This window comes from Vibrio neptunius, assembly GCF_000967495.1.
Classification (GTDB): Bacteria; Pseudomonadota; Gammaproteobacteria; order Enterobacterales; family Vibrionaceae; genus Vibrio; species Vibrio neptunius.
Map to the genome: position 1 here is coordinate 44,414 of NZ_JXXU01000047.1, position 22,672 is coordinate 67,085.

The window sequence follows — 22,672 nt, forward strand, 5'->3', positions numbered from 1 at the left end:
AAACGCTATTTTGTCGATACTGAGAGAAGATCTGCGGTCCATTTAACGGAAGCGTTATAGCTTGAAATTATGTCTTTTGGATTTAAACCAAGAGACTCGCTATGGTTGGATACCTCTTCCCACTCAGCTAACTCATACGCTTCGGTTAACATGAGAATGCTGCCTAGTATGCCTGCATTCTTTGTTAATGCCAGCTTTACGGCCTCTTCGATAGGAATCTCGTTCACGATAAGATCCAATGGCTTGTCTAGAAGACTATCGAGCAACGAGAACATACCAGTAAGAAAAGCTTGTCCTGACCCAAGTTCTACTTGAAGCTTTTCTCCGATCAGCTCGCAGAAGCGTGCACGTTGGATAGACAACCCGTACAGATAGTCGGGTTTGCTATCTTGGCTCGATGCCAGCGAAACTAGAGAAATGAATTTGCGCAATTTATCCTCACCAAGATAAACCAAAGCCTGACGGAAAGACTGAATTTGTGTTTGTACTATGGCGGACGAATTGACAAAAGTCAGTAGTTTGTAAGATAACGACACATCTTTGCTGATGAGTGACTCAATGGTGTTGTAGTCAATATCATCTTTCGAAATTTCTGTTAAAAGTTGGATGATCGTCATGAAAGCGGGTTCCAACGCTTTTTTGCTGATTATCTCAGGCTTGCTGAAAAAGTAGCCTTGGAAATATTCAAATCCTGCTCTTTTGGCTTGCTCAAACTCTTCATAGTTTTCGACTTTTTCTGCTAAGAACTCAATATTTGAACCTTCGAGACTCATCATGAAAATTTTAGCTTTTTCTATCGGAACTAGTCGGATATCAAATTTGATGATTGAGATATAGGGGAGAAAGGCTTTCCACTCTTTGCTCGGAACAAAGTCATCCAAAGCGATTTTATATCCTTCTTCAGCCATCTCTTTAATGGCTTCCAATAGTTCTTGTGTTGGTGCGCAATCTTCGAGAATTTCAACAACCATGTTGTCTTTGGGAAACAAAGTTGGGACTTTGTTAACTAAACTTTGGTAAGGGAAATTAACGAACCCAAGTTTGTCACCCAGAGTGTCGTAGTGCGTGTTGAGGAAGTGATCAGAAAGCAAACGACTGGTCGCGTGGTCTGGATCAACTTCAGGAAAGGTGTTCTTGGGCCCATCCCTGAACAAGAGTTCGTACCCGACCGTGTGTTTATCTCTACCCAGTATGGGTTGTCTGGCAATGTAAGAGTTTTTCAAAACCTAGTTCCAACGTCTTATTATTTGTTATGGAATTGGCCAGATTCCAATGAATAATTAAGAGTTTAGTCAGCTTCTTACATGGAAGTCTGAAACGGCCTAGCTTCCAACTTGAAGCTATTTTTAGCATAGACCAGAACTGAGCCTTGAGTGTACCAATCCCCTAAAACAATACGGGTTTTTTCTGAATTGTGCGTTTTGAACACATGTACATTAGGGCGATGTGTATGTCCGTGAATCATCAAATCGACATTATGGTCTGCCATGACCGCTTCCACTTCCGTTTGTGTCACGTCCATTATATCGAGCGATTTGGTTTGTTTGTCGGTATGAATATCAGATTGAACTTTCGAGACAATTTTCTTTTTAATGAACATTGGGATGCGGTTAAACAACCATTGTAGCCAAGGTTGATGCACTTTTTCTCGATACTGGAGATACTTTACATCCGCAGTACACAATGTATCTCCATGCAAAACAACCGCTTTTTTACCGTAGAGATCAATCACTGTTTCGTCACCTAGTAAGGTAATGCCAGTTTGTTTAGCGAAGCGTTTACCAACCAAGAAATCTCGATTGCCCTGAGTGAAATAGCAAGGTACTCCAAGAGACGTCAACAGCTTGAATTCGTGTCGGACCTGCTTAGCAAAATCTGAGCGGTCATCATCGCCAATCCAAAATTCGAAAAGATCACCGAGAACATACAAGGCGTCAGCATGAATCGCTTCTTCACGCATCAAGCGAATGAAGCAATCCGTGATATTTGGTGTAGTGGGAGAAAGATGAAGGTCTGATATAAATAATGTGGTCATAGTGCGTGAACCTGAAGTAACAACTAGGGAGAGCCAAATGCTCTCCCTAACAATCATTAATCTTCGATTGTGGTGCCTGTGATGACAACGTCTTCTAAAGGAACATCTTGATGCATGCCTTGTGAGCCTGTGCTTACTCCTTTAATTTGGTTGACGATATCCATGCCTTCGACCACTTCCGCGAACACACAGTAACCCCAACCGTCTAGACTCTCGCTGCGGAAATCTAGGAAAGTGTTGTTGCTCACGTTGATGAAGAACTGTGAACTTGCTGAGTGTGGTTCCATGGTACGCGCCATTGCAAGTGTACCTACTTTGTTGCTCAAGCCGTTGTTTGCTTCATTCTTGATAGATGCGCGAGTCGCTTTTTCACGCAGACCTGATTCCATGCCGCCACCTTGGATCATGAAACCATCGATAACACGGTGGAATAGTGTGTTGTCGTAGAAACCATCACGGCAGTACTGCAGGAAGTTCGCGCATGTTTCTGGTGCTTTTTCTTCGTTTAGTTTAACTTTGATGTCACCAAAATTAGTGTGAAGGGTGATCATGATGATGTCCTTTATTTATGACTTTGACTTAAAGTCTGAATTCTATATGAACTTTCACCACTTTTATACGTGAAAAGTTGCTCCATCTCGGTGATTAATCCACTTATTGACGGCTTTTTCAACATTTCAGGGATGACCTGATGCCAAGCATCTTGATATACTGAGGCACTATTTTTTCACCCAAATAATTAGATAGAGATCATGTTAAAGATTTATAACACACTCACAAGACAGAAAGAGGAATTCAAACCAATCAATGCTGGCAAAGTTGGCATGTATGTCTGTGGAGTCACCATCTACGATCTCTGTCACATTGGTCATGGTCGTACGTTTGTTTCTTTTGACGTAGTGTCTCGCTACCTGCGCTATCTTGGCTATGATCTGACTTTCGTTCGTAATATCACTGATATCGATGACAAGATCATCAAACGTGCAAATGAAAACGGCGAGAGCTGTGACTCTTTAACGGAGCGCCTTATTGGTGAAATGCACGCTGACTTTGACGCATTGAATATGAAGCGCCCAGATGTTGAGCCTCGTGCAACGGAATACATTACTGAGATTATTGAACTCGTTCAAAAATTGATCGAGCGTGGGTTTGCCTATGTTGCTGACAATGGTGATGTTATGTTTGAGATCGCTAAATATGGCGATTACGGCAAGCTGTCTCGCCAAGACTTAGATCAGCTACAAGCTGGTGCTCGCGTTGAGATCGAAAGTGCTAAACGCAGCTCGCTAGACTTTGTTCTTTGGAAAATGTCTAAACCCGGAGAACCAACGTGGGAATCACCATGGGGACCAGGGCGTCCGGGGTGGCATATTGAATGTTCAGCGATGAACTCGTCAATTTTAGGTAATCATTTCGATATTCATGGTGGTGGCTCGGATCTTCAATTCCCGCATCACGAAAATGAAATCGCTCAGTCATGCTGTGCACACGACACTCAATACGTGAATACTTGGATGCACAGTGGCATGGTGATGGTCGACAAAGAGAAAATGTCGAAGTCTCTGGGTAACTTCTTTACCATTCGCGATGTCCTTGGTCATTATGACGCTGAAACGGTTCGTTATTTCTTAATGTCAGGACATTACCGTAGCCAGTTGAATTACAGTGAAGAAAACCTGAATCAGGCTCGCGCCTCTCTTGAGCGTCTATACACTTCACTTCGCGGCTTAGATATCAACGTACCTGCGGCTGGTGGTGAAGAGTACGTTGCACGCTTTACTGAAGCGATGAACGATGATTTCAACACGCCTGAAGCTTACTCGGTGTTGTTTGATATCGCTCGGGAAATTAATCGCATCAAAGCCGATAATCTCGAACAGGCTAGCGCATTAGGTTCACTGATGCGTGAGATGGCCGATGTCATTGGTATTTTGTACCAAGAACCTGAAGCTTTTCTGAAAGGTGATGCGAGCGATGACGATGAAGTGGCTGAAATCGAAGCTCTAATCAAGCTGCGCAATGATTCACGTGCAGCAAAAGATTGGGCCAATGCTGATATAGCTCGCGACAAGTTAAATGAGAAAGGAATCATTCTCGAAGATGGTCCGGAAGGGACTACTTGGCGTCGCAAATAACAGATCTTTCTAGGGCTGATTATTCAGCCCTTTTCTTTTTTATAATATTTATACGGGTAGCAACCAGTGGCTCAGATGTACTTCTACTACTCTGCAATGAATGCGGGGAAATCCACCACTCTTCTTCAATCCTCTTTTAACTACCAAGAACGTGGCATGACGCCCGTGATTTTCACCGCTGCATTGGATGACAGATATGGGGTTGGTAAAGTGAGCTCTCGTATCGGTCTTCAATCAGATGCGCAATTGTTTCGCGCGGATACTGACCTGTACCAAGAAATTATCGCGTTACATGAGGAAGAAAAGCGTCATTGTATCTTAGTTGATGAGTGTCAGTTCCTCACTAAAGAACAGGTATACCAGTTGACCGAGGTGGTGGATAAACTTCGTATCCCAGTTTTGTGTTATGGCCTACGTACAGACTTTTTGGGAGAGTTGTTTGAAGGCAGTAAATACCTTCTGTCTTGGGCGGATAAATTGGTAGAGCTGAAAACCATCTGTCATTGTGGACGCAAGGCGAATATGGTCATTCGTACGGATGAGCACGGAAATGCGATTGCTGAAGGTGATCAGGTTGCGATTGGGGGTAACGATCGATACGTGTCTGTATGCCGTCAGCATTACAAAGAGGCGCTCGGTAAGTAAGAACGCCAATGCAATACAACAAAAAACGGAGCCTGAAGCTCCGTTTTTTGTTGTATTCGGCTAATTCGGATTGCGCGAGGCAATCAGAGATTAACGAGCACGGAAGACGATGCGACCTTTGGATAGATCGTATGGAGTCATCTCTACAGTTACTTTGTCACCAGTAAGAATACGGATGTAGTTCTTACGCATTTTACCAGAGATGTGAGCAGTAACTACGTGACCGTTTTCTAGCTCAACACGGAACATTGTGTTTGGAAGAGTATCAAGGACAGTGCCTTGCATCTCAATTACGTCTTCTTTAGCCATTTAATCCTCTTTTAAAAATGGATATTTTCAACCGGCTGGTTTCGCCGATAAAAATGAAATAAGTAAAGTTGGGGCGTATTCTACCCTTGCCAACGCTGATTTACTAGCCTTTGATGGCGTTGAAAGCGGACTTTGTAACTCATTGCAGGGCATTCATCAATCTGATAACCCAAATAGAGCCACTGTTTTCCTTGCTGTTGACAGTATTCAAGCTGATACATTACGCCGAGAGTACCCAAAGATAATGGGTAATCTGGATCGAAAAAGGTGTAAAACGCACTGGCAGAATTGGAAAGAATATCAGTGACAGCGATAGCGATCAGGCGGTCTTGGTCATAGATATGTAAATACTGAGTGTTCAGCCAGTGGCATTGGGAAAACTGCGCAAACTCGTTCTGCTTAGGCGGGTACATGGTACCGTTACTATGGCGGACGTTGATATAGTGAGAATACAAATCAAACCAGCCCGGAATCATCTCGTCGCGCAGTTCCCAACTTAAATCTTTTGCTTTATTGAGTAAACGCTTTTGGCTTTTGGACAGTTCAATATCAGGTACTGAGACTCTGATTGCTTGGCAAGCTTGGCATTGGTCACAATGTGGCTTGTAAATAGTATCACCGCTGCGTCGAAATCCGTTTGCCAGCAACACTTCATAGCTGGAAGCGGTATGCATTGTTGGATCTAAGGCTACAGCAACCCGTTCTTGCTTATCTTTTAGATAGCTACAAGGGTGGCAGTCGGTTAATCCAATACGGATTTGTTGCAGATCGGAACTCATTGATTCTCCTCTGAGGGCAGCGTAAGCCATTGAGCTTTAAAACTGTTATCGACAAGCTTTTCCTGTCTTAAGGATAGCAGGCTTTGCATAAATTCATCGCGTTCAAGCTCTAGAGCCCCCAAAGACTTGAGATGTGGGTTCATGACCTGACAATCGATCAGTTTACCGTCCATCGCTTTGAAATGTTCACAGAAATACCACAAAGCTATTTTAGACGCGTTGGTTTGCTGACTAAACATAGATTCTCCGCAAAAAACTTGACCAATCGATAGACCATACAGTCCGCCAATCAGTTCATCATTGCTCCAAACCTCGACAGAGTGGCAGTGGCCAAGAGATGCCATTCGTTTATAGGCGGAACGCATTTCATGGTTCAACCACGTTTCATGTTCTGGCCGCATCGAAGCACAGTGCTCAATGACTGACTCGGTCGCTAGGTTGATGCTGATCCGATATTTGTGCTTACGTTGAAACTTTTTAAGACTTTTAGCCGGTTTGAATGTCTTAGGATCAAATACAGCTCTTGGAGATGGGCTCCACCACAAAAGAGGTTCACCAGGTCCATACCAAGGAAAAATCCCATTTTGGTAAGCAAGCAAAAGGCGATCCGGTGAAAGATCACCGCCAAAGGCAAGCAAACCATTAGGATCGCTCAATGCTTCGTAAGGAGACGGGAACCAAAGTTTGTTTTCGTCGAGCTCTGTTAAGTAAATCGCCATGAAACAGGAGAACCATGATGAAAAAGTGGCTTTGGATCTTATTCATTTTTCCGCTTGTTGCCAATGCAGCATATGAGAGAAATCAGGCCAGACCCGTAAATCAGGTCGTATTTGGTGAAGTGGACTCAGTTCGTTATCTTACACAACAAGATATTGTTAAAGCCGAATCTTCAGGATGGGAAACCTTGCTTGGCGCTGTCGTCGGCGGTGTTATCGGCAATCAATTTGGTGGTGGAACAGGTAAACAAGTCGCCACAGGTGTTGGCGCGGTGGCAGGGGCGGGCATCGCTCATAAGCGTGCCAATCAGGAATATAAAGTGGAGTACAAGCTGGTCGAGGTGCTGATTAGCACAGACCAAAATAAGTTGATTGATGTGATTCAGGATGTCGATAACACAATGCTGTTTGAGCGTGGGGACAAGGTACGAATACTGTATTTTGACAACGGCGTTAGAGTTGATAAAGAGTATTGATGCACCCTGCGTGCTGTTAATGTAGATACCAGATAAAAGATCGCGACTAATTGTGATTTTGGTCTAGTTTTAGATGTCGATTTTAGATAGGCTGCAAGTACGAAGAATTGTTCATCGCTTGCTTAGGAAGGCAAAGTGATCAAGGAATAACTGAATTTAATGGAAAGCCTTACGTTACAACCTATCAATAAAGTCAATGGTGAGGTCAACTTACCCGGTTCTAAGAGCGTTTCTAACCGTGCACTATTGCTCGCGGCACTGGCAAAGGGGACGACTCGCCTAACCAACCTTCTAGACAGCGACGATATTCGCCATATGTTGAATGCGCTAACTCAACTTGGTGTTAACTATACCTTGTCGCAAGACAAAACGGTGTGCGAAGTAGAAGGATTAGGTCGAGCTTTTGATACACCGGAAGCCTTGGAGCTTTTCTTGGGCAATGCAGGCACGGCGATGCGACCGCTCGCCGCTGCCTTATGTCTGGGAAGCGGAGAGTATGTATTGACTGGCGAGCCGCGTATGAAAGAGCGTCCGATAGGCCACCTCGTTGAAGCACTTCGTCAGGCTGGTGCAAATGTAGACTATTTGGAAAATGAAAACTTCCCACCTCTGAAAATTAAAGGCACGGGCCTGAAAGGTGGCACGGTTGAAATTGATGGTTCGATTTCCAGTCAATTCCTTACGGCCTTCTTGATGTCGGCTCCGCTAGCACAAGACGATGTGACCATCAGAATTGTTGGAGAGCTGGTTTCCAAACCTTACATTGACATCACTCTACACATTATGTCGCAGTTTGGTGTTGAGGTAGAGAACAACGATTATCAAGAGTTTGTTATCCGTAAAGGTCAATCTTATGTTGCTCCTGGTGATTTTTTAGTTGAAGGTGACGCTTCTTCTGCGTCTTACTTCCTTGCTGCTGCCGCCATTAAGGGTGGTGAAATCAAAGTGACAGGTATCGGTAAAAAAAGCATTCAAGGCGATATCCAGTTTGCTGATGCGCTAGAAAAAATGGGGGCCGAAATCGAATGGGGTGACGATTACGTCATCTCTCGTATTGGTCAGCTGAACGCTGTCGATATGGACTTCAACCATATTCCTGATGCGGCAATGACAATTGCAACGACCGCATTGTTTGCTAAAGGCACAACGGCTATCCGTAATGTCTACAACTGGCGAGTGAAAGAAACCGATCGCTTAGCGGCAATGGCAACAGAGTTGCGTAAAGTCGGTGCAAAGGTGGAAGAGGGCGAAGATTACATTGTTGTCACGCCACCTACTCAACTAACCCATGCTGCGATTGACACCTACGATGATCATCGTATGGCAATGTGTTTCTCTTTGGTTGCTTTAAGTGATACACCTGTAACGATCAATGATCCGAAATGTACGTCAAAGACCTTCCCGGATTATTTTGACAAACTGGACTCGCTGAGCTGCTAAGTGCCATGAACCCTGATGCACGTCATCAGGGTTTGATTGAGCGGTCTAATCTTCTAAAGTAAATTCTTTCGATAAGTGGTGTGCTAAATATTTGAAGATGTTAAAAACAGCGGTAGTGCTTGCTGTCGGCAGACCTTCATCATTCAAAAAGTAATGGCCTTTGAACACTAACACGTCATCTATCTCTTCGACACTGTCTGCTCGGATTCCTTCCGTATAGTCTTCATGTTCCTGAATGATGTGGTTGGCGATCAGTAACAATTCGAATTTGGAAATGACTTTTTTGTGAGCCATATGTATCACTCGCTTATTAATGTTTACCTTTACACAGGTGGATTTTAAGTGGGTTGGACACGAAAGCAAATGCGTCAGATCAATTTAGTTTGAGCCAATGTTGGGTAGGGAAGAGGATAGGTTTTGTGACCGGAGGCAAAATTTTTTTTGTTGTACTAGCGAAAGCCTCTTTTCCACGTTTAGTATGTGGCACTTTCTAAACATAGAGTAAAGACCATTCGTCGAATTGTCGACCAGTCAATGTTGAATTTGAAAAAAGATATTGATCTTCTGAGTTTCTCGCTCAATAGTAAAAAAGAAGCATTATATTAAAGTATGTCGTGCGTTAAATCGCCGAAATCATATTAAGGACACTTGAGTCAATATGGGTAAGTCACTCGTTATTGTGGAGTCGCCAGCCAAGGCTAAAACCATCAATAAGTATTTAGGTAAGGACTTTATCGTTAAGTCCAGTGTGGGTCACGTGCGCGATCTGCCTACTGCAGGTCAGAGTACTGGCCAGAAAGCCGCGGCTGTCTCTACGAAAGGTTTGAGTGTTGAAGAAAAAGCTCGAATCAAAAAAGAAAAAGACCGTAAAGCACTGATCAAAAAAATGGGTATCGACCCGTTTAACGGGTGGGAAGCTAACTATCAGGTCTTACCAGGTAAAGAAAAAGTTGTTGCTGAGCTACAGAAGCTTGCGAAAGATGCAGACCGTGTCTACCTCGCAACCGATTTGGATCGCGAGGGAGAAGCTATCGCATGGCACCTTCGTGAGATCATCGGTGGCGATGAAGAGCGATACAAACGAGTTGTCTTTAACGAAATTACTAAGAATGCGATTCAACAGGCTTTCCAGAAACCGGGAGAGCTCAGTATGGATGGCGTTAACGCTCAACAGGCACGCCGTTTTATGGATCGTGTTGTGGGCTTTATGGTCTCACCACTGTTGTGGAAAAAGGTCGCGCGTGGTCTGTCTGCTGGCCGTGTACAATCAGTTGCGGTAAAACTATTGGTTGAGCGCGAGCGCGAAATCAAAGCGTTTGTACCAGAAGAGTTTTGGGATATTCACGCGGACACCAAAACCGCTGACAAGACCGATTTCCGTCTGCAGGTTGCTCAGAAAGATGGTGTAACGTTTAAGCCGTCTAATGAAGCTGAAACGCAGTCAGCGATTGCTGTACTCGAAAATGCCGCGTACGAAGTATGCAAACGTGAGGACCGCCCAACGTCGAGCAAACCTTCCGCGCCTTTCATTACTTCGACACTTCAGCAAGCAGCCAGTACTCGTTTAGGTTATGGCGTCAAGAAAACAATGATGTTAGCTCAGCGTCTATATGAAGCGGGTTACATCACCTATATGCGTACCGATTCGACTAACCTCAGCGCAGAAGCTGTAGAAACCGTTCGTGGATTCATTAGTGATGAGTACGGTGACGCTTACCTTCCGGCTAAACCTAATGTGTATGGCAGTAAAGAAGGGGCACAGGAAGCGCACGAAGCAATCCGACCTTCAGATGTAGCGGTTAAAGCTGACGATCTGAAAGGAATGGAAGCGGATGCGCACAAATTGTATTCACTGATCTGGAATCAGTTTGTCGCGTGTCAGATGACACCAGCTAAGTATGACTCCACAACCGTGAGTGTTAAAGCTGCTGAGTACACCCTTAAAGCTAAAGGTCGTATTCTTAAGTTCGATGGTTGGACTCGTGTTCAGCGTCCATTGGGTAAGAATGAAGACCAGATCCTGCCCGCTGTTCAGGTAGGTGACAAGGTCGATTTGATACACTTAGACCCTAAACAGCACTTTACTAAGCCACCGGCGCGCTTTACAGAAGCGGCGTTAGTTAAAGAGCTTGAGAAAAAAGGCATCGGTCGTCCTTCAACCTATGCATCGATTATCTCAACGATTCAGGATCGTGGGTACGTCAAAGTTGATCAGCGTCGATTTTATGCTGAAAAAATGGGTGAAATTGTAACAGATCGCTTAGATGACAGTTTCCATGAGCTGATGAACTATGAGTTTACGTCTCGCATGGAAGAAAAGCTTGACCAAATTGCTGAAGGTGAAGCGAACTGGAAGAAGGTGCTAGATAACTTCTTTGGTGACTTTACTGGTGATCTGGAAAAAGCGGAGCAAGATGAAGATCTTGGTGGCATGAAGCCAAACCATATTGTCTACACCGACATCGAGTGTCCGACTTGCTCTCGTGAAATGGGTATCCGTACAGCATCGACAGGTGTGTTCCTTGGCTGTTCGGGTTATGCACTTTCGCCAAAAGAGCGTTGTAAGACCACCATTAATTTGGGTGATGAAGAAGGTATCATCAACGTTTTAGAAGAAGACGTTGAAACAGCAGCACTTCGTGCGAAAAAGCGTTGTCCGATTTGTGAGACCGCGATGGATGCCTACCTGATTGACGATAAGCGTAAGCTTCACGTGTGTGGTAACAACCCTAACTGCGATGGCTATATTGTTGAGCATGGCGAGTATAAGGTGAAAGGGTATGACGGCCCTGTTGTTGAGTGTGACAAGTGTGGCAGTGACATGGTTCTAAAGAACGGTCGCTTTGGTAAATACATGGATTGTACCAGCGAGACATGTAAGAACACGCGTAAGATCTTGAAAAACGGAGAAGTCGCGCCGCCTAAAGAAGATCCCGTTCATCTTCCTGAGTTACCATGTGAAAACTCAGACGCCTACTTTGTATTGCGTGATGGTGCTTCAGGTCTGTTCTTAGCCGCAAGTACTTTCCCTAAATCACGTGAGACACGTGCTCCTCTTGTCGAAGAATTAGTTCGTTTTAAAGACCGTATTTCTCCGAAATTCCACTATCTCACGACGGCGCCTGAAAAAGATCCAGATGGTCTTCCTATGGTAGTGCGTTTCAGCCGTAAATCGAAAGAGAACTATGTTCGTTCTGAGGTTGATGGTAAGCCATCGGGTTATACTGCGCTTTACATTGACGGCAAGTGGGAAGTGACCGACAAGCGAAAAAAAGCCGCGAAATAAAGTTTCCCATATAAATTAAATTCGAAAGCAGCCTTCTGGGCTGCTTTTTTATTGTTTGGTGTATGTGATCGACGGTCGTGTAGGTAAATGTTGCCGATTAAATCGTCATGTATGAGATTCACTAAACTGCCATCTCACCTTCATATCATGTTGAAAGCAAAAAAAGAGGTCTAAGTGACCACTGTGTAAGCTTAGTGTTAAAGGCTTGTATTATCTGAGCTCGATTCTGTGACTTACTTCAGGGCAGCAAAAAGCAAACTTTGTCGCGTTCAAGGTATGGCATCTTTTAAATTGTAAAATTAATGAAATACGGTAATTTATAGTAAACTTTGTGCACACTTAAAGAATAAATAACAGATGAATTATAAATTTAATTTATGTACGAATGGCTAGTTAAATATCCCATATCGTGTGTTTTTTGAGATCAGGCTAGTAACTAGGAAGACAAAGATAAGTCCCCGAAATAACAACTTATCTAGAATTAAAAAATTATTATGGAGAATAAATAATGGCTGGTGTTTTAGGAATGATTTTAGCTGGGGGAGAAGGCTCTCGCCTGCGTCCGTTGACAGAGTCTCGCAGCAAGCCTTCGGTTCCTTTTGGCGGTAGTTATCGCCTGATTGATTTCGCTTTAAACAACTTCGTAAATGCAGATTTAATGCGCATCTATGTACTCACTCAGTTCAAGTCTCAATCCTTGTTTCACCACCTCAAGAAAGGTTGGAATATCAGCGGTATCACCGATCGATTTATAGACCCAATCCCTGCTCAAATGCGTACAGGGAAACGTTGGTATGAAGGTACGGCTGATGCGATTTATCAAAACCTACGTTTCATGGAACTGGCTGAACCGGAGCAAGTTTGCATTTTTGGCTCGGACCATATTTACAAGATGGATATCAAGCAGATGCTGGATTTCCATAAAGAAAAACAGGCCTCACTGACAGTTTCTGCGCTGCGTATGCGTTTATCTGAAGCGTCTGAATTTGGAGTGATAGAAGTTGACGAAGAGGGGCGAATGATTGGTTTTGAGGAAAAGCCAGCACAGCCCAAACCGATTCCTGGTGATCCTCAGTACGCTTTAGTGTCCATGGGTAACTACGTATTCGAAGCTCAGCCACTGTTTGCAGAATTGATCGAAGATGCAGACAATCCGGATTCGTCCCATGATTTTGGCAAAGACATCATTCCTAAGATGTTTCCACGCGGTGATGTATTTGTTTATGATTTCAGCACCAACCGTATTACTGGCGAAAAAGAAGAAGTGTACTGGCGTGATGTCGGTACGATTGACGCATATTGGCAAGCGCATATGGATCTCCTTGAGAAAGATGCGCCATTCTCTCTATACAATCGCAAGTGGCCTTTGCATACCTTCTACCCAGCCCTTCCACCAGCGACCTTTTCTGACTCAGATAATGGTCGTGTGCAGATCATCGACAGTTTAGTGTGCAATGGAAGTTATATTCGTGGCTCTCGAATTGAAAAATCTATACTTGGGTTCCGCAGTAACATTGCATCTACGTGCGATATTAGCGAAAGTATCCTTTTAGGCGACGTGAAAGTAGGCGAAGGCTGTATATTGCGTCGTGTCATCATTGATAAAGACGCGGATATTGCACCGGGAACACAAATTGGTGTAAACCTAATGGAAGATAAAAAGCACTTCCACGTGTCTAACGATGGAATTGTCGTCATACCAAAAGGAGCGCGAGTTGGCTACTGAGAATTTATCTATTCTGTTTGTAGCATCGGAAGTTGAAGGACTGATTAAAAGTGGTGGCTTGGCTGATGTTGCCAAGGCACTGCCTGAGGCTCTTCTTAGACTTAAACAAGATGTACGAGTAACCCTACCAGCTTATCAAAAAATCCCTCATATCGACTCGGCACCTACCGTGCTTGAGACGAACCTGGAGCACTGGCCACATACTGAATACAGCGTCAAAGCATTGAACCTTGCTGGGCTTAGCGTATACGCCATTGACTGCCCGCGATACTTTGAACGCCCGGAGATGTACGCAGAAAACAATCAAGCCTACAGCGACAATGGCGAACGCTTTGCCTTTTTCAGTGCAGCGTGTCTAGATATGCTGCCTAAGGTTAGTTTTCAACCCAATATTATACACGCAAATGACTGGCATACGGGATTGGTTCCTTATCTGCTTAAACACCGATATGGTCGCACAGCTTTTTTTGAACAAACAAAAAGTGTTTTATCAGTTCATAATGCGGTATTTAAAGGTGTGTTCAGTTATGAGGAGCTTCAGAATTTGCCTGAAATGCATACTCGTTACGCACCAGATGCCGCAGTGAGTTCAACACATGTCACTATGCTGAAAGCAGGTGTGATGAATGCAGATAAGATCAATGCGGTCAGCCCTACTTATGCGCAAGAGCTCAAAACAGAACTAGGCAGCCATGGTATGGCTGCTGAGTTCAAACATCGAGAGAGTGACTTAGTGGGTATATTGAATGGTTGTGACTACTCAGCTTGGAACCCCGAAACCGACCAGTATCTACCAGTTAACTACAAACCTAATCGTCAGAGTATGGTGAGAGGAAAGAAGGCATGCAAGCGAGCTCTTCAGGAGCGCGTTGGTTTAGCGGAAAATGACGGTGCAGTGTATGGGATGGTATGCCGCCTGACGAACCAGAAAGGCGTCCATTACTTACTGCCGATACTCGACCAGTTTTTGCGTTATGAGGTTCAGCTAGTCATTGTCGGTACAGGTGACCCAGTTCTGGCATCTAAGCTTAAAGATATCGAAGCCTTACACAATGATAAGTTCAAGTTTATTGAGGCCTACGACAACGAATTGGCTCATCTGGTGGAAGCTGGGTCTGACTTCTTCCTTATGCCATCGGAATTTGAACCTTGTGGTTTAAATCAGATATACAGCATGGCTTATGGTACGTTACCTATCGTACGTGGAGTAGGCGGCTTGAAAGACAGCGTTAATGATTATGATGCTGATCCTGATACCGCGACTGGCTTTGTGTTCCACTTACCAGAACCCAAAGAGTTATTGCTCACTCTACAACGTTCTTTACTACTGTTTGCCCAGCAACCGAATGAATTAAAGCGCGTTCAGTTGCATGCTATGCAGCAGGATTTTTGCTGGGATAAGTCGGCTGATGAGTATTTAAGCTTGTATCTTAGTGCCCTCAAATAATTTCTATACTATGAAAAAGGGCGTCTATTAGACGCTCTTTTTATTCAATTCTAAGCGTGATTTCTGGTAATTCTGAGCTCAATTGACATAAACTGACGTAAAATAAATTAAGTTTGTGGTACTCTGCCGACACATGAATTTCGAACCCGTTGACTGAATACTCTATGAGTGAAACGCTTCTTTTCCATAAAACATATTTGCACCCAACCAGCCATGAGTGGGTTGTTTTTGTGCATGGTGCTGGGGGGAGTTCATCGATCTGGTTCAAACAGATCAAAGCCTACCGGCAGCATTTCAATCTGCTACTTGTTGATTTGCGAGGACACGGAAAATCTAGCCCTTTTTTGAAAGAACTGATTTCCAATCGCTACACATTTAAAGCTGTCACGGCCGATATTCTCAAAGTACTCGATCATCTAAAGATAACGTCGGCTCATTTTGTGGGCATGTCTTTAGGGACCATTATCGTGCGAAATTTAGCAGAAATGTCGACGGGAAGAGTTAAGTCAATGGTACTGGGAGGTGCAGTAACACGCCTTAATACACGCTCTCAAGTTTTGGTTAGGCTAGGGAATATGTGTAAGCATATTGTGCCTTACATGTGGCTGTACAGCCTGTTTGCTTATATCGTCATGCCACAACGCACCCAGAAAGAATCTCGCCATCTATTTATTCGTGAGGCTAAGAAGCTCTGCCAAAAAGAGTTCAAGCGCTGGTTTATTCTTACAGCAGAAGTGAATCCTCTCATGCGCTATTTTAAAGAACGTGAGTTGCCTATCCCAACGCTCTACTTAATGGGGGAAAGAGATTATATGTTCATTCGACCCGTCAAAGAAATGGTTGCTGCGCATAAAAAGAGTACATTGTTGGAGATCCCAGATTGCGGTCACGTATGTAATGTCGAGCGCCCTGAAGCATTTAACCAATACTCGATCGCGTTTATCAAGAGTCAGGCTACTTAACTAGGGCTTGCAGCTCCGCACTGCCAACATACACCAAATTGAGCTTCGTTAGCTTCCCCACACTCTCCACAGCACCATTCGTTGCCCGCGCAGGTTTGTTGATGAAACTGTTCAATGATTGCGATTGCGCGCTTTTTCATTTGAAGGTCTATTAACCATACATAAGGCTGCGAATGTTCTCCGAATGGGATCTCTCCTTGCAGGCTAAAGATACCTTCTCCTCTCACTTCGCAATGTATTCGGTTGGATTTAAGAAGCTCACAAATGATGTGAGCTTCGGGTGGGTTGTTGGCGGTGAATATTTTCAAGACGGGCTCCCATCTCGTGTCTGTGGTGACCCTTTAATTTTTCCCATCACCCATTTGGTAATCACAGGGAAGAGCCCTAGAAGAGCGAATGAGGCCAATACTGATGGAGACACAATACCTGATAAGCTATCTATCTGTGCCAATTGTGTACCTGCATTCAGGTATACCGCTGTACCAGGTAGCATGCCTAGCTGACTAACGAGATAAAATCGAGCCGTTGAAATAGGTGTCAGACCCATGAGTAAGTTAATGAGAAAAAATGGAAACACAGGTATGAGGCGCAATGAGAACAGGTAAAAAGCCCCATCTCGATCGACACCTTGGTTGATGGCATTCAGTTTGTCGCCAAATTTACTTTGTACCCAATCACGTAGCAGGAAGCGGCTACTCAAGAAGGCTAATGTTGCTCCTATGGTGCTAGCAAATGAAACGAGCAACAAACTCGTCCAAAATCCAAATAGAGCGGCGCCAAGTAGTGTGACTACTGCTGCCCCTGGAATGGAAAACGCAGTGATAGCGATGTAAGCCAGGAAATAGATAGCTGCAGCTAGGGTAAAATTACTGTTGATGTATGCAGATAATGCAACTTGTTGCGACTTGGCATTTTCTAACGTTAGGTATTGACCGAAATTGACTCCGAGAAAAATGATCAGGCCAACCAATAGGATACCCAACACAAGTTTCTTATTCATAACGACTTCCTCTATTTCGAGCTGCAGACACATTGCGCTCATTTAAATTGTTAACAAATAAGAACTGTTTGGCAAAGATTAAATTTCACAGCCAATAAAAAAGCCAACCGTCTGGTTGGCTTTTCATCGATTCTTGATTAGCTGTTGAGTATGTTGACCAGCTCCTGTCGACGTTCAGGTGGAATGACGGACCAATGCTTACCATTGATTGCGCCTTCCAACGCCCAAAGCAATTCTAGGGACACGTCCGCGGTATGAGTGGCTTGAATCGCCTTAAATGCCTTAACTGAACCTGTTTCCTCTAAATTTTCAACGCTATCGATGCCCGCTTTCTTTAGCATGCGTTCAGTTGCAAGACGGAGGTTAGGGAGGTCTTTAAGGCGGTTAGGTCGAGTTTTCGCTTGAGATGTCTTTTCTTTTTTAGCGACTTCGAGTGCGCTCTGCGCTAGCTCGATCGCGCGGGTGGGGCAGGAGGCGACATCGTTGGTTAAAGCGAAGTATTTGGTTACGACCGGGAAGCCTCGTTTTTTGTAAACATAGGGCTCTAAGCCTTCAGATTTAAATTGACTAGCCAGTTTGTCGTCGGCGCGGATATGGAGCATATCGTTAACTACCAATGCGAACATTGTGTCGTCTGCGAAGATTCCGAATCCGCCGAACATCGAACGCGATTTTATACGACCAAGTGGGTCAAAAAGTCGCATCGAGTCTTTAAGTATTGGTTTATCCATGCTGTGTTATCTCGGTGTATATTATTATACGCCACCAAATTCAGGTCCGAGAGATTAGCAAAATAATGCAGATAAAGTGTCAATAAGGTGTCATACCAGATTAAAACTCATACATTTACAATGTTCGCTCAAAAGTGAGAATTGCAGTGTTGTGTTTTAAACGATACGAATCGTTTGCATCTTTGCCCATCGGCAACCCCGCTACCTTTCAGTTTCCTGAGTCAGGCCGGAAGCTTTGCGTCCCACCCTTTCGAGTGGTTTGCCCTGTTCGTGGCATTAGTCGAACATCTTAAGGATAAATAAAATTTGAGGCAAGTATCACATCTCTATTGATCAAATGTGATCTTGGTTCAATTAAATTGCGTCTGAATGATAGACCCGACTAATAGATTGAGTTATTAATCGGGTGTTACACACTGCTATTTGTTGAATTTGCACACAGTATCGCGTACTACAATTTCTGGGTGCATTTCAAATACACGTTTTTCATGCTCTTTGTCTTTGATGCGTTCGAGAAGAATTTCAAACGCATTCTTACCAACGCGTCGTTTAGGTTGGTGGACCGTTGTGAGTGGTGGTGAGAAGTACTCGGCGAGTTCGATGTTGTCATAGCCAATCACAGAAACATCTTCTGGAATACGAACACCTTTTTGCTGCAGTCTGCTCATTAAACCTAGTGCCATGGTGTCGTTGAAACAGAACACTGCTGATGGTTTTTTGTCCATGGCGACGATCTTATCGGCTGCCAACACCGCTGTATCGCACTCGAAGTTACCTTCTAGAATCCAATCTTCGTTGACGGAAAGATTGGCTTCGGTCATTGCACGACGGAAGCCTAAGATACGTTCCTGACAGGCCGCTTTTTCGAAGTGACCGCTTAGACAAGCAATATCTTTATGCCCGTTGTCGATTAGGTATTTGGTTGCAAGATAACCCCCTTCTTCTGAGTTATCAATGATCTTGTCGGCTTGAGAGCTTTCAGGACCCCAATCCATGACTACTTTAGGAATGTCTTTCTGACGGTCTAGCATCTCACTGAGTTCTTCTGTTAGGTCAGAACACATAACTAGAATGCCATCGACACGTTTTTCCGCGAGCATACGGATATAGTCGCGTTGTTTCTCGTAGATGCCACCAGTGTTACATAAGATCAATGTGTAACCTTGACGATAACAATAGCTTTCTACACCATCAATGACTTCAGAGAAGAATAGGTTGGTCGATTGAGTAACAAGCATGCCGATAGTACGAGTAGTATTACACTTCAGGCTGCGTGCGACGGCGCTTGGTGCGTAATTCAATTCCGTGACCGCTTCCATTACCTTTTCTTGTGTCGCCTCGGCAACAAAGCGTGTCTTATTAATTACGTGAGAAACTGTTGTAGTTGACACACCAGCTAGGCGTGCCACATCTTTAATAGTGGCCATAAGGTTCTGTCCTGTCGATGACTGCCAGGAGGTATATTCAGATTGTAGAATAAATTGGCAGAAAGTATCAGAAACACAAAAACCGCTTAATTCAGCGGTTTGTCTCTAGTTCATTCATTTTTATCGTTTGCGGTCACGATTCTAGACCGCAAACAAAAGAAGAGCAAACAAAAAGAAGGTGTAATAAGTTTTGTATCACACATTCATGACAAGGTTACTCACCTCTTAAGTAGGCACAGTCGAGTTCAAGAAACGTAACCAGTAGCAAAGCAGCCGCAGAGTAAAAGCCAAATTTGTCCAATGTTTCGCAATGCTTACTAAATTGTGGCACCCAACTCAGGAGATGTTGTTGAATAAATCCTTCCTGTTCGATAAATGAATCTTCCATGTGGCGTTCTTGCTCTAGCTCGTTAGCTCGGATAATCAGGTTACCCAAAAAATCGAGCTCAATCGCTAGGTGGTCTGCGGGCTCATTCAGCCCTTTGTCTACCTCAATGCCATCTTTAGCCATCAACTCCGCCATGTCTGCGGCTGGTTGGTCATTGAGAAGGCCAGAGTTGCCGATATATATCGAAGCGTAAGGCAGTGCTGAGTCCTTGTTCGATTTGAGAAACAAATCGCAAAAGTCTGCTGCCAGTTCAAGCTGAGCATCTTCACGATCGATAAGACGATTGAGCGCAATGATTAGTTTATCTATGGCTGGTTTCAGGTGAGAGTTTTCCCCCAGCCCTGTTAGAAAAGAACGGATCTCTACAGATTGATACTGCTGAAGGTCCTCTTCTGTTAGCTCTTTGGCAAATAAGCTGGACAACCACCAGTATATTTCAGCGCGTTTTTCGTTGAATGCTTTAAGTTCTTGCATGAGTTCAGACTCCTGAAAATTCTGCTCTCCAGTTTAACCAATAAAAATGAATAGCGATAATGGGTGTTGTTTCAGATTGAGTGCAAAAGTGCAAAGTTATTAATGCCTGAGACCAGTTTTGTTTTGAATCAATAAACACTCAGGTTTCCCCTTGATAGGACGACAAATACTAGAATTGTTACTGATTATGAATAGAATACAAACGAAGACAATTCCAAATGTAAGTAAGTGGTGTAAATGAGCTATCACGTATTAGTAGTTGAAGACGACACAGTGACTCGCAGCAAGTTGGTTGGCTACTTTCAAAACGAGGGTTACCAAGTCAGTGAAGCTGAAAGTGGCGAGCAAATGCGTGACACGCTACAAAGTGATGAAGTTGATTTGGTGATGCTGGATATCAACCTTCCCGGTGAAGATGGGTTAATGCTCACACGTGAACTTCGCAGTCAATCAGACATTGGAATTATTCTCGTAACGGGGCGCACGGATAGCATTGATAAAATCGTAGGCCTAGAAATGGGCGCAGATGATTATGTCACCAAGCCATTTGAACTGCGTGAATTGCTTGTTCGTGTTAAGAACCTATTGTGGCGCATTGCCGCAGCTCGTCGTGGCATTGATGTCGATGAACAGCAAAAAAATACAGGCAATGTAATACGTTTTGCTGAATGGACCTTTGATGTTCCTCGTCGAGCTCTAAGCAAAAATGGCGAACCAGTAAAACTGACCAAAGCCGAATATGAGCTGTTAGTTGCTCTTTCCTCTTATCCGAACCAAGTACTCAGCCGAGAACGTATACTCAATATGATCAGTCATAGAGTTGATGCACCTAATGATCGCACGATCGATGTGTTAATTCGCCGCATGCGCGCTAAGATGGAGTTTGATCCTAAAAATCCACAAATTTTTGTGACTGTTCATGGCGAAGGGTATATGTTTGCGGGTGACTGAGTTAAACAGACAACTAAAAAATACCGAGGTATATCCTCGGTATTTTTTTAAACATCGTTATCGGATGGCTCTTCGTAATTTGTTGCCCAGTCGCGAAGTGACTGCCAGATCCGTCCCAGCGTCTCATGCCAATAGCGTTCAGTTTGCTCGAGATACACGGCTTTAGGTGCGTATTTTGCCCAAGCTTGGGTTACCTTGTTGTGAGCCAGATAGTTGGTTGGAGCTGGGTAAGGTTTAAGACCAGCAGAATGAAATTCGTGCAGAGCGCGTTTCATATGACTGGCGGACGTGACGACGACCAGATTGTCACGTTTAACCACTGGCACCGCTTGTCTTGCTTCCTCCCAAGTATCTTTTGCTGACTCCAGCAACAAAATATCTGGTTTTGAAACGCCGAGCGCTAGGGCAACTTTTGCCATCATGCGAGCGTTACTCACTTCAGAACCTCCAGAGTATCCAGATAGGATCAGTTTAGAACCAGGGTACATGCGCATAATACGAATGCCCTCCGCTAGGCGCATCAAGCCAGTACGGCTGAGCTCAGAGGTTGGTGGGATTTTATCATCTACTACATGGCCACTTCCTAACACCATTACGTAATCGATCTTCCCATCGATTGGGAAAAAGGCTGAATACTGCCTTTCAAGCGGCATCAGAAGACGAGACGAAACGGGTTGGAACGAAATGAGAAAAATGCCAATGAAAGAGAATAGAACAACAAAACAGCCTGTTTTTTGCTTCCTTGTAAACATAATCAGCATCAGGCCTAAAAAACCGATGATCAGCAATGCTGGCAAGGGCATTAAAAGGGATGAAACTACTTTTTTCAGCTCAAACATACATAAATAGTCCGAAAAAACACCAATTGATTTTAATTTAAGAGAATCCCTCTTTATATCTGCCTTTCTTGTGACAGAATAGCAGCACGATTCGACATGATAACCTAAGCTGCCGTGACTGAAGACCGCAATTTCGACGATATTGCCCACAAATTTGCAAAAAACATCTACGGCTCCGATAAAGGAGAGATACGCCAAGTTATTGTTTGGGAAGAACTTGAACAACTACTTGGTGCGATTAATGGTAGCAGGAAAAGCCTTAACGTGCTGGATGCTGGTGGCGGTTTAGCACAAATGTCGCAAAAGCTGGCTAAACTCGGACATCGCATTGCTTTATGTGATCTATCTTTGGAAATGCTGCAACTAGCCAAGCAGGATATTGAAAAAAACGGTTTGCTTGAGCAGTATCGGCTGATTCATTCGCCAGTACAGAAGATTGCAGAGCATCTGGAACAGCCTGTCGATGTTGTGATGTTTCATGCTGTAATGGAATGGTTGGTGGATCCCAAATCCGCTCTTGAAACATTACTTGAGCAGGTTAAACCAGGTGGTGCTGCGTCCGTTATGTTCTACAACCATCATGGTCTGGTATACAAGAATGTGGTTTGTGGCAATATTCCTCATGTGTTAGATGGCATGCCACATCGAAAACGATTTAAGTTGCAGCCGCAAAAAGGGCTTAAACCAGAAGAAGTCTACAAGTGGATCGAAGACGCTGGTTTTGAGATAGGTGGCAAAGCTGGTATTCGCTGTTTCAGTGATTACATCGGCAACAGGGAATACATGGGCGACTATAAGACAGAAGATGTAGTGGCGCTTGAGCGACAGTTTTGTCGACAAGAGCCTTACCTCTCGCTAGGCCGTTACATACATGTATGGGCCAAAAAGAAAGAAGAACAGGAATAA

23 protein-coding genes and 1 riboswitch are annotated in these 22,672 nt (G+C 44.0%); of the genes, 10 read left to right on the forward strand and 13 right to left on the reverse strand.

Features of this window, described 5'->3' with window-relative positions:
- Positions 1–5 precede the first annotated feature (5 nt).
- From TW84_RS16605 to TW84_RS16615, 3 genes are all read right to left on the reverse strand, one after another.
- On the reverse strand, positions 6–1,223 hold the full coding sequence (locus TW84_RS16605; RefSeq protein WP_045976743.1) for an EAL and HDOD domain-containing protein: 1,218 nt from the start codon (positions 1,221–1,223) through the stop codon (positions 6–8).
- A gap of 77 nt (positions 1,224–1,300) precedes the next feature.
- Positions 1,301–2,035: a UDP-2,3-diacylglucosamine diphosphatase gene (gene lpxH, locus TW84_RS16610; RefSeq protein ID WP_045976744.1), complete on the reverse strand. Its 735-nt coding sequence runs from the start codon at positions 2,033–2,035 to the stop codon at positions 1,301–1,303.
- Positions 2,036–2,091: 56 nt separating this feature from the next.
- Positions 2,092–2,586, reverse strand: coding sequence for a peptidylprolyl isomerase (locus tag TW84_RS16615; protein WP_045976745.1), 495 nt, complete (start codon positions 2,584–2,586; stop codon positions 2,092–2,094).
- 201 nt (positions 2,587–2,787) lie between these two features.
- Here TW84_RS16615 and cysS point away from each other — a divergent pair, with 201 nt between their 5' ends.
- Together cysS and TW84_RS16625 are read left to right on the forward strand one after the other, a co-directional pair.
- On the forward strand, positions 2,788–4,170 hold the full coding sequence (cysS, locus tag TW84_RS16620) for a cysteine--tRNA ligase (protein ID WP_045976746.1): 1,383 nt from the start codon (positions 2,788–2,790) through the stop codon (positions 4,168–4,170).
- Between the two features lie 66 nt (positions 4,171–4,236).
- Positions 4,237–4,815: a thymidine kinase gene (locus tag TW84_RS16625; RefSeq protein WP_045976747.1), complete on the forward strand. Its 579-nt coding sequence runs from the start codon at positions 4,237–4,239 to the stop codon at positions 4,813–4,815.
- Between the two features lie 90 nt (positions 4,816–4,905).
- On the opposite strand, the gene infA is transcribed toward TW84_RS16625, so the two are convergent.
- The 3 genes from infA to aat form a co-directional block, all read right to left on the reverse strand.
- A complete protein-coding gene (gene infA / locus TW84_RS16630) occupies positions 4,906–5,124 on the reverse strand; it encodes a translation initiation factor IF-1 (protein WP_001040192.1) in 219 nt (72 codons plus the stop codon).
- An 80-nt stretch (positions 5,125–5,204) separates the two neighbouring features.
- Entirely contained in the window at positions 5,205–5,903 is a 699-nt protein-coding gene (locus TW84_RS16635) for an arginyltransferase (RefSeq protein ID WP_045976748.1), read from the reverse strand.
- Positions 5,900–6,622 carry a leucyl/phenylalanyl-tRNA--protein transferase gene (gene aat / locus TW84_RS16640; protein ID WP_045976749.1) on the reverse strand — a complete coding sequence of 241 codons (723 nt, stop codon included), beginning with the start codon at positions 6,620–6,622 and terminating at the stop codon, positions 5,900–5,902. Before aat ends, TW84_RS16635 begins: the two co-directional genes overlap by 4 nt.
- A 17-nt stretch (positions 6,623–6,639) precedes the next feature.
- Between aat and TW84_RS16645 the strand changes: the two genes are divergently transcribed.
- Together TW84_RS16645 and aroA are read left to right on the forward strand one after the other, a co-directional pair.
- Positions 6,640–7,095 carry an outer membrane lipoprotein gene (locus tag TW84_RS16645; RefSeq protein ID WP_045976750.1) on the forward strand — a complete coding sequence of 152 codons (456 nt, stop codon included), beginning with the start codon at positions 6,640–6,642 and terminating at the stop codon, positions 7,093–7,095.
- Positions 7,096–7,254: 159 nt separating this feature from the next.
- Entirely contained in the window at positions 7,255–8,535 is a 1,281-nt protein-coding gene (gene aroA / locus TW84_RS16650) for a 3-phosphoshikimate 1-carboxyvinyltransferase (RefSeq protein WP_045976751.1), read from the forward strand.
- A gap of 45 nt (positions 8,536–8,580) precedes the next feature.
- Here the strand turns inward: aroA and TW84_RS16655 are convergent, their stop codons facing one another.
- Complete coding sequence (locus tag TW84_RS16655) at positions 8,581–8,829, reverse strand: DUF2498 family protein (protein WP_045976752.1); 249 nt, start codon at positions 8,827–8,829, stop codon at positions 8,581–8,583.
- Positions 8,830–9,193: 364 nt separating this feature from the next.
- Between TW84_RS16655 and topA the strand changes: the two genes are divergently transcribed.
- The 4 genes from topA to TW84_RS16675 all read left to right on the forward strand — a co-directional run bounded on the left by topA (position 9,194) and on the right by TW84_RS16675 (position 15,956).
- Positions 9,194–11,821: a type I DNA topoisomerase gene (gene topA, locus TW84_RS16660; protein ID WP_045976753.1), complete on the forward strand. Its 2,628-nt coding sequence runs from the start codon at positions 9,194–9,196 to the stop codon at positions 11,819–11,821.
- Positions 11,822–12,329: 508 nt separating this feature from the next.
- Positions 12,330–13,547 carry a glucose-1-phosphate adenylyltransferase gene (gene glgC / locus TW84_RS16665; protein ID WP_045976754.1) on the forward strand — a complete coding sequence of 406 codons (1,218 nt, stop codon included), beginning with the start codon at positions 12,330–12,332 and terminating at the stop codon, positions 13,545–13,547.
- Positions 13,537–14,994, forward strand: coding sequence for a glycogen synthase GlgA (gene glgA, locus TW84_RS16670; protein WP_045976755.1), 1,458 nt, complete (start codon positions 13,537–13,539; stop codon positions 14,992–14,994). The genes glgC and glgA overlap by 11 nt, the downstream gene beginning before the upstream one ends.
- Positions 14,995–15,158: 164 nt before the next feature.
- Entirely contained in the window at positions 15,159–15,956 is a 798-nt protein-coding gene (locus tag TW84_RS16675; protein WP_045976756.1) for an alpha/beta fold hydrolase, read from the forward strand.
- On the opposite strand, the gene TW84_RS16680 is transcribed toward TW84_RS16675, so the two are convergent.
- The 5 genes from TW84_RS16680 to torD form a co-directional block, all read right to left on the reverse strand.
- On the reverse strand, positions 15,953–16,264 hold the full coding sequence (locus TW84_RS16680; RefSeq protein WP_045976757.1) for a putative signal transducing protein: 312 nt from the start codon (positions 16,262–16,264) through the stop codon (positions 15,953–15,955). The genes TW84_RS16675 and TW84_RS16680 overlap by 4 nt on opposite strands.
- Positions 16,261–16,956: a TVP38/TMEM64 family protein gene (locus TW84_RS16685; protein WP_045976837.1), complete on the reverse strand. Its 696-nt coding sequence runs from the start codon at positions 16,954–16,956 to the stop codon at positions 16,261–16,263. Before TW84_RS16685 ends, TW84_RS16680 begins: the two co-directional genes overlap by 4 nt.
- A gap of 137 nt (positions 16,957–17,093) precedes the next feature.
- Entirely contained in the window at positions 17,094–17,687 is a 594-nt protein-coding gene (locus TW84_RS16690) for a TfoX/Sxy family DNA transformation protein (protein ID WP_045976758.1), read from the reverse strand.
- Positions 17,688–17,875: 188 nt separating this feature from the next.
- Positions 17,876–17,961, reverse strand: a riboswitch (cyclic di-GMP riboswitch).
- 145 nt (positions 17,962–18,106) lie between these two features.
- Entirely contained in the window at positions 18,107–19,114 is a 1,008-nt protein-coding gene (gene purR / locus TW84_RS16695) for an HTH-type transcriptional repressor PurR (protein WP_045976759.1), read from the reverse strand.
- A 214-nt stretch (positions 19,115–19,328) separates the two neighbouring features.
- The gene (gene torD / locus TW84_RS16700; protein ID WP_045976760.1) at positions 19,329–19,976 is read right to left on the reverse strand and encodes a molecular chaperone TorD; all 648 of its coding nucleotides are present in this window, start codon (positions 19,974–19,976) and stop codon (positions 19,329–19,331) included.
- A 237-nt stretch (positions 19,977–20,213) separates the two neighbouring features.
- On the opposite strand from torD, the gene torR reads away from it, so the two are divergent.
- A complete protein-coding gene (gene torR, locus TW84_RS16705) occupies positions 20,214–20,927 on the forward strand; it encodes a two-component system response regulator TorR (protein ID WP_045976761.1) in 714 nt (237 codons plus the stop codon).
- 47 nt (positions 20,928–20,974) lie between these two features.
- On the opposite strand, the gene elyC is transcribed toward torR, so the two are convergent.
- On the reverse strand, positions 20,975–21,766 hold the full coding sequence (gene elyC / locus TW84_RS16710) for an envelope biogenesis factor ElyC (protein ID WP_045976762.1): 792 nt from the start codon (positions 21,764–21,766) through the stop codon (positions 20,975–20,977).
- Positions 21,767–21,880: 114 nt separating this feature from the next.
- Here elyC and cmoM point away from each other — a divergent pair, with 114 nt between their 5' ends.
- Positions 21,881–22,672: a tRNA uridine 5-oxyacetic acid(34) methyltransferase CmoM gene (gene cmoM, locus TW84_RS16715; protein ID WP_045976763.1), complete on the forward strand. Its 792-nt coding sequence runs from the start codon at positions 21,881–21,883 to the stop codon at positions 22,670–22,672.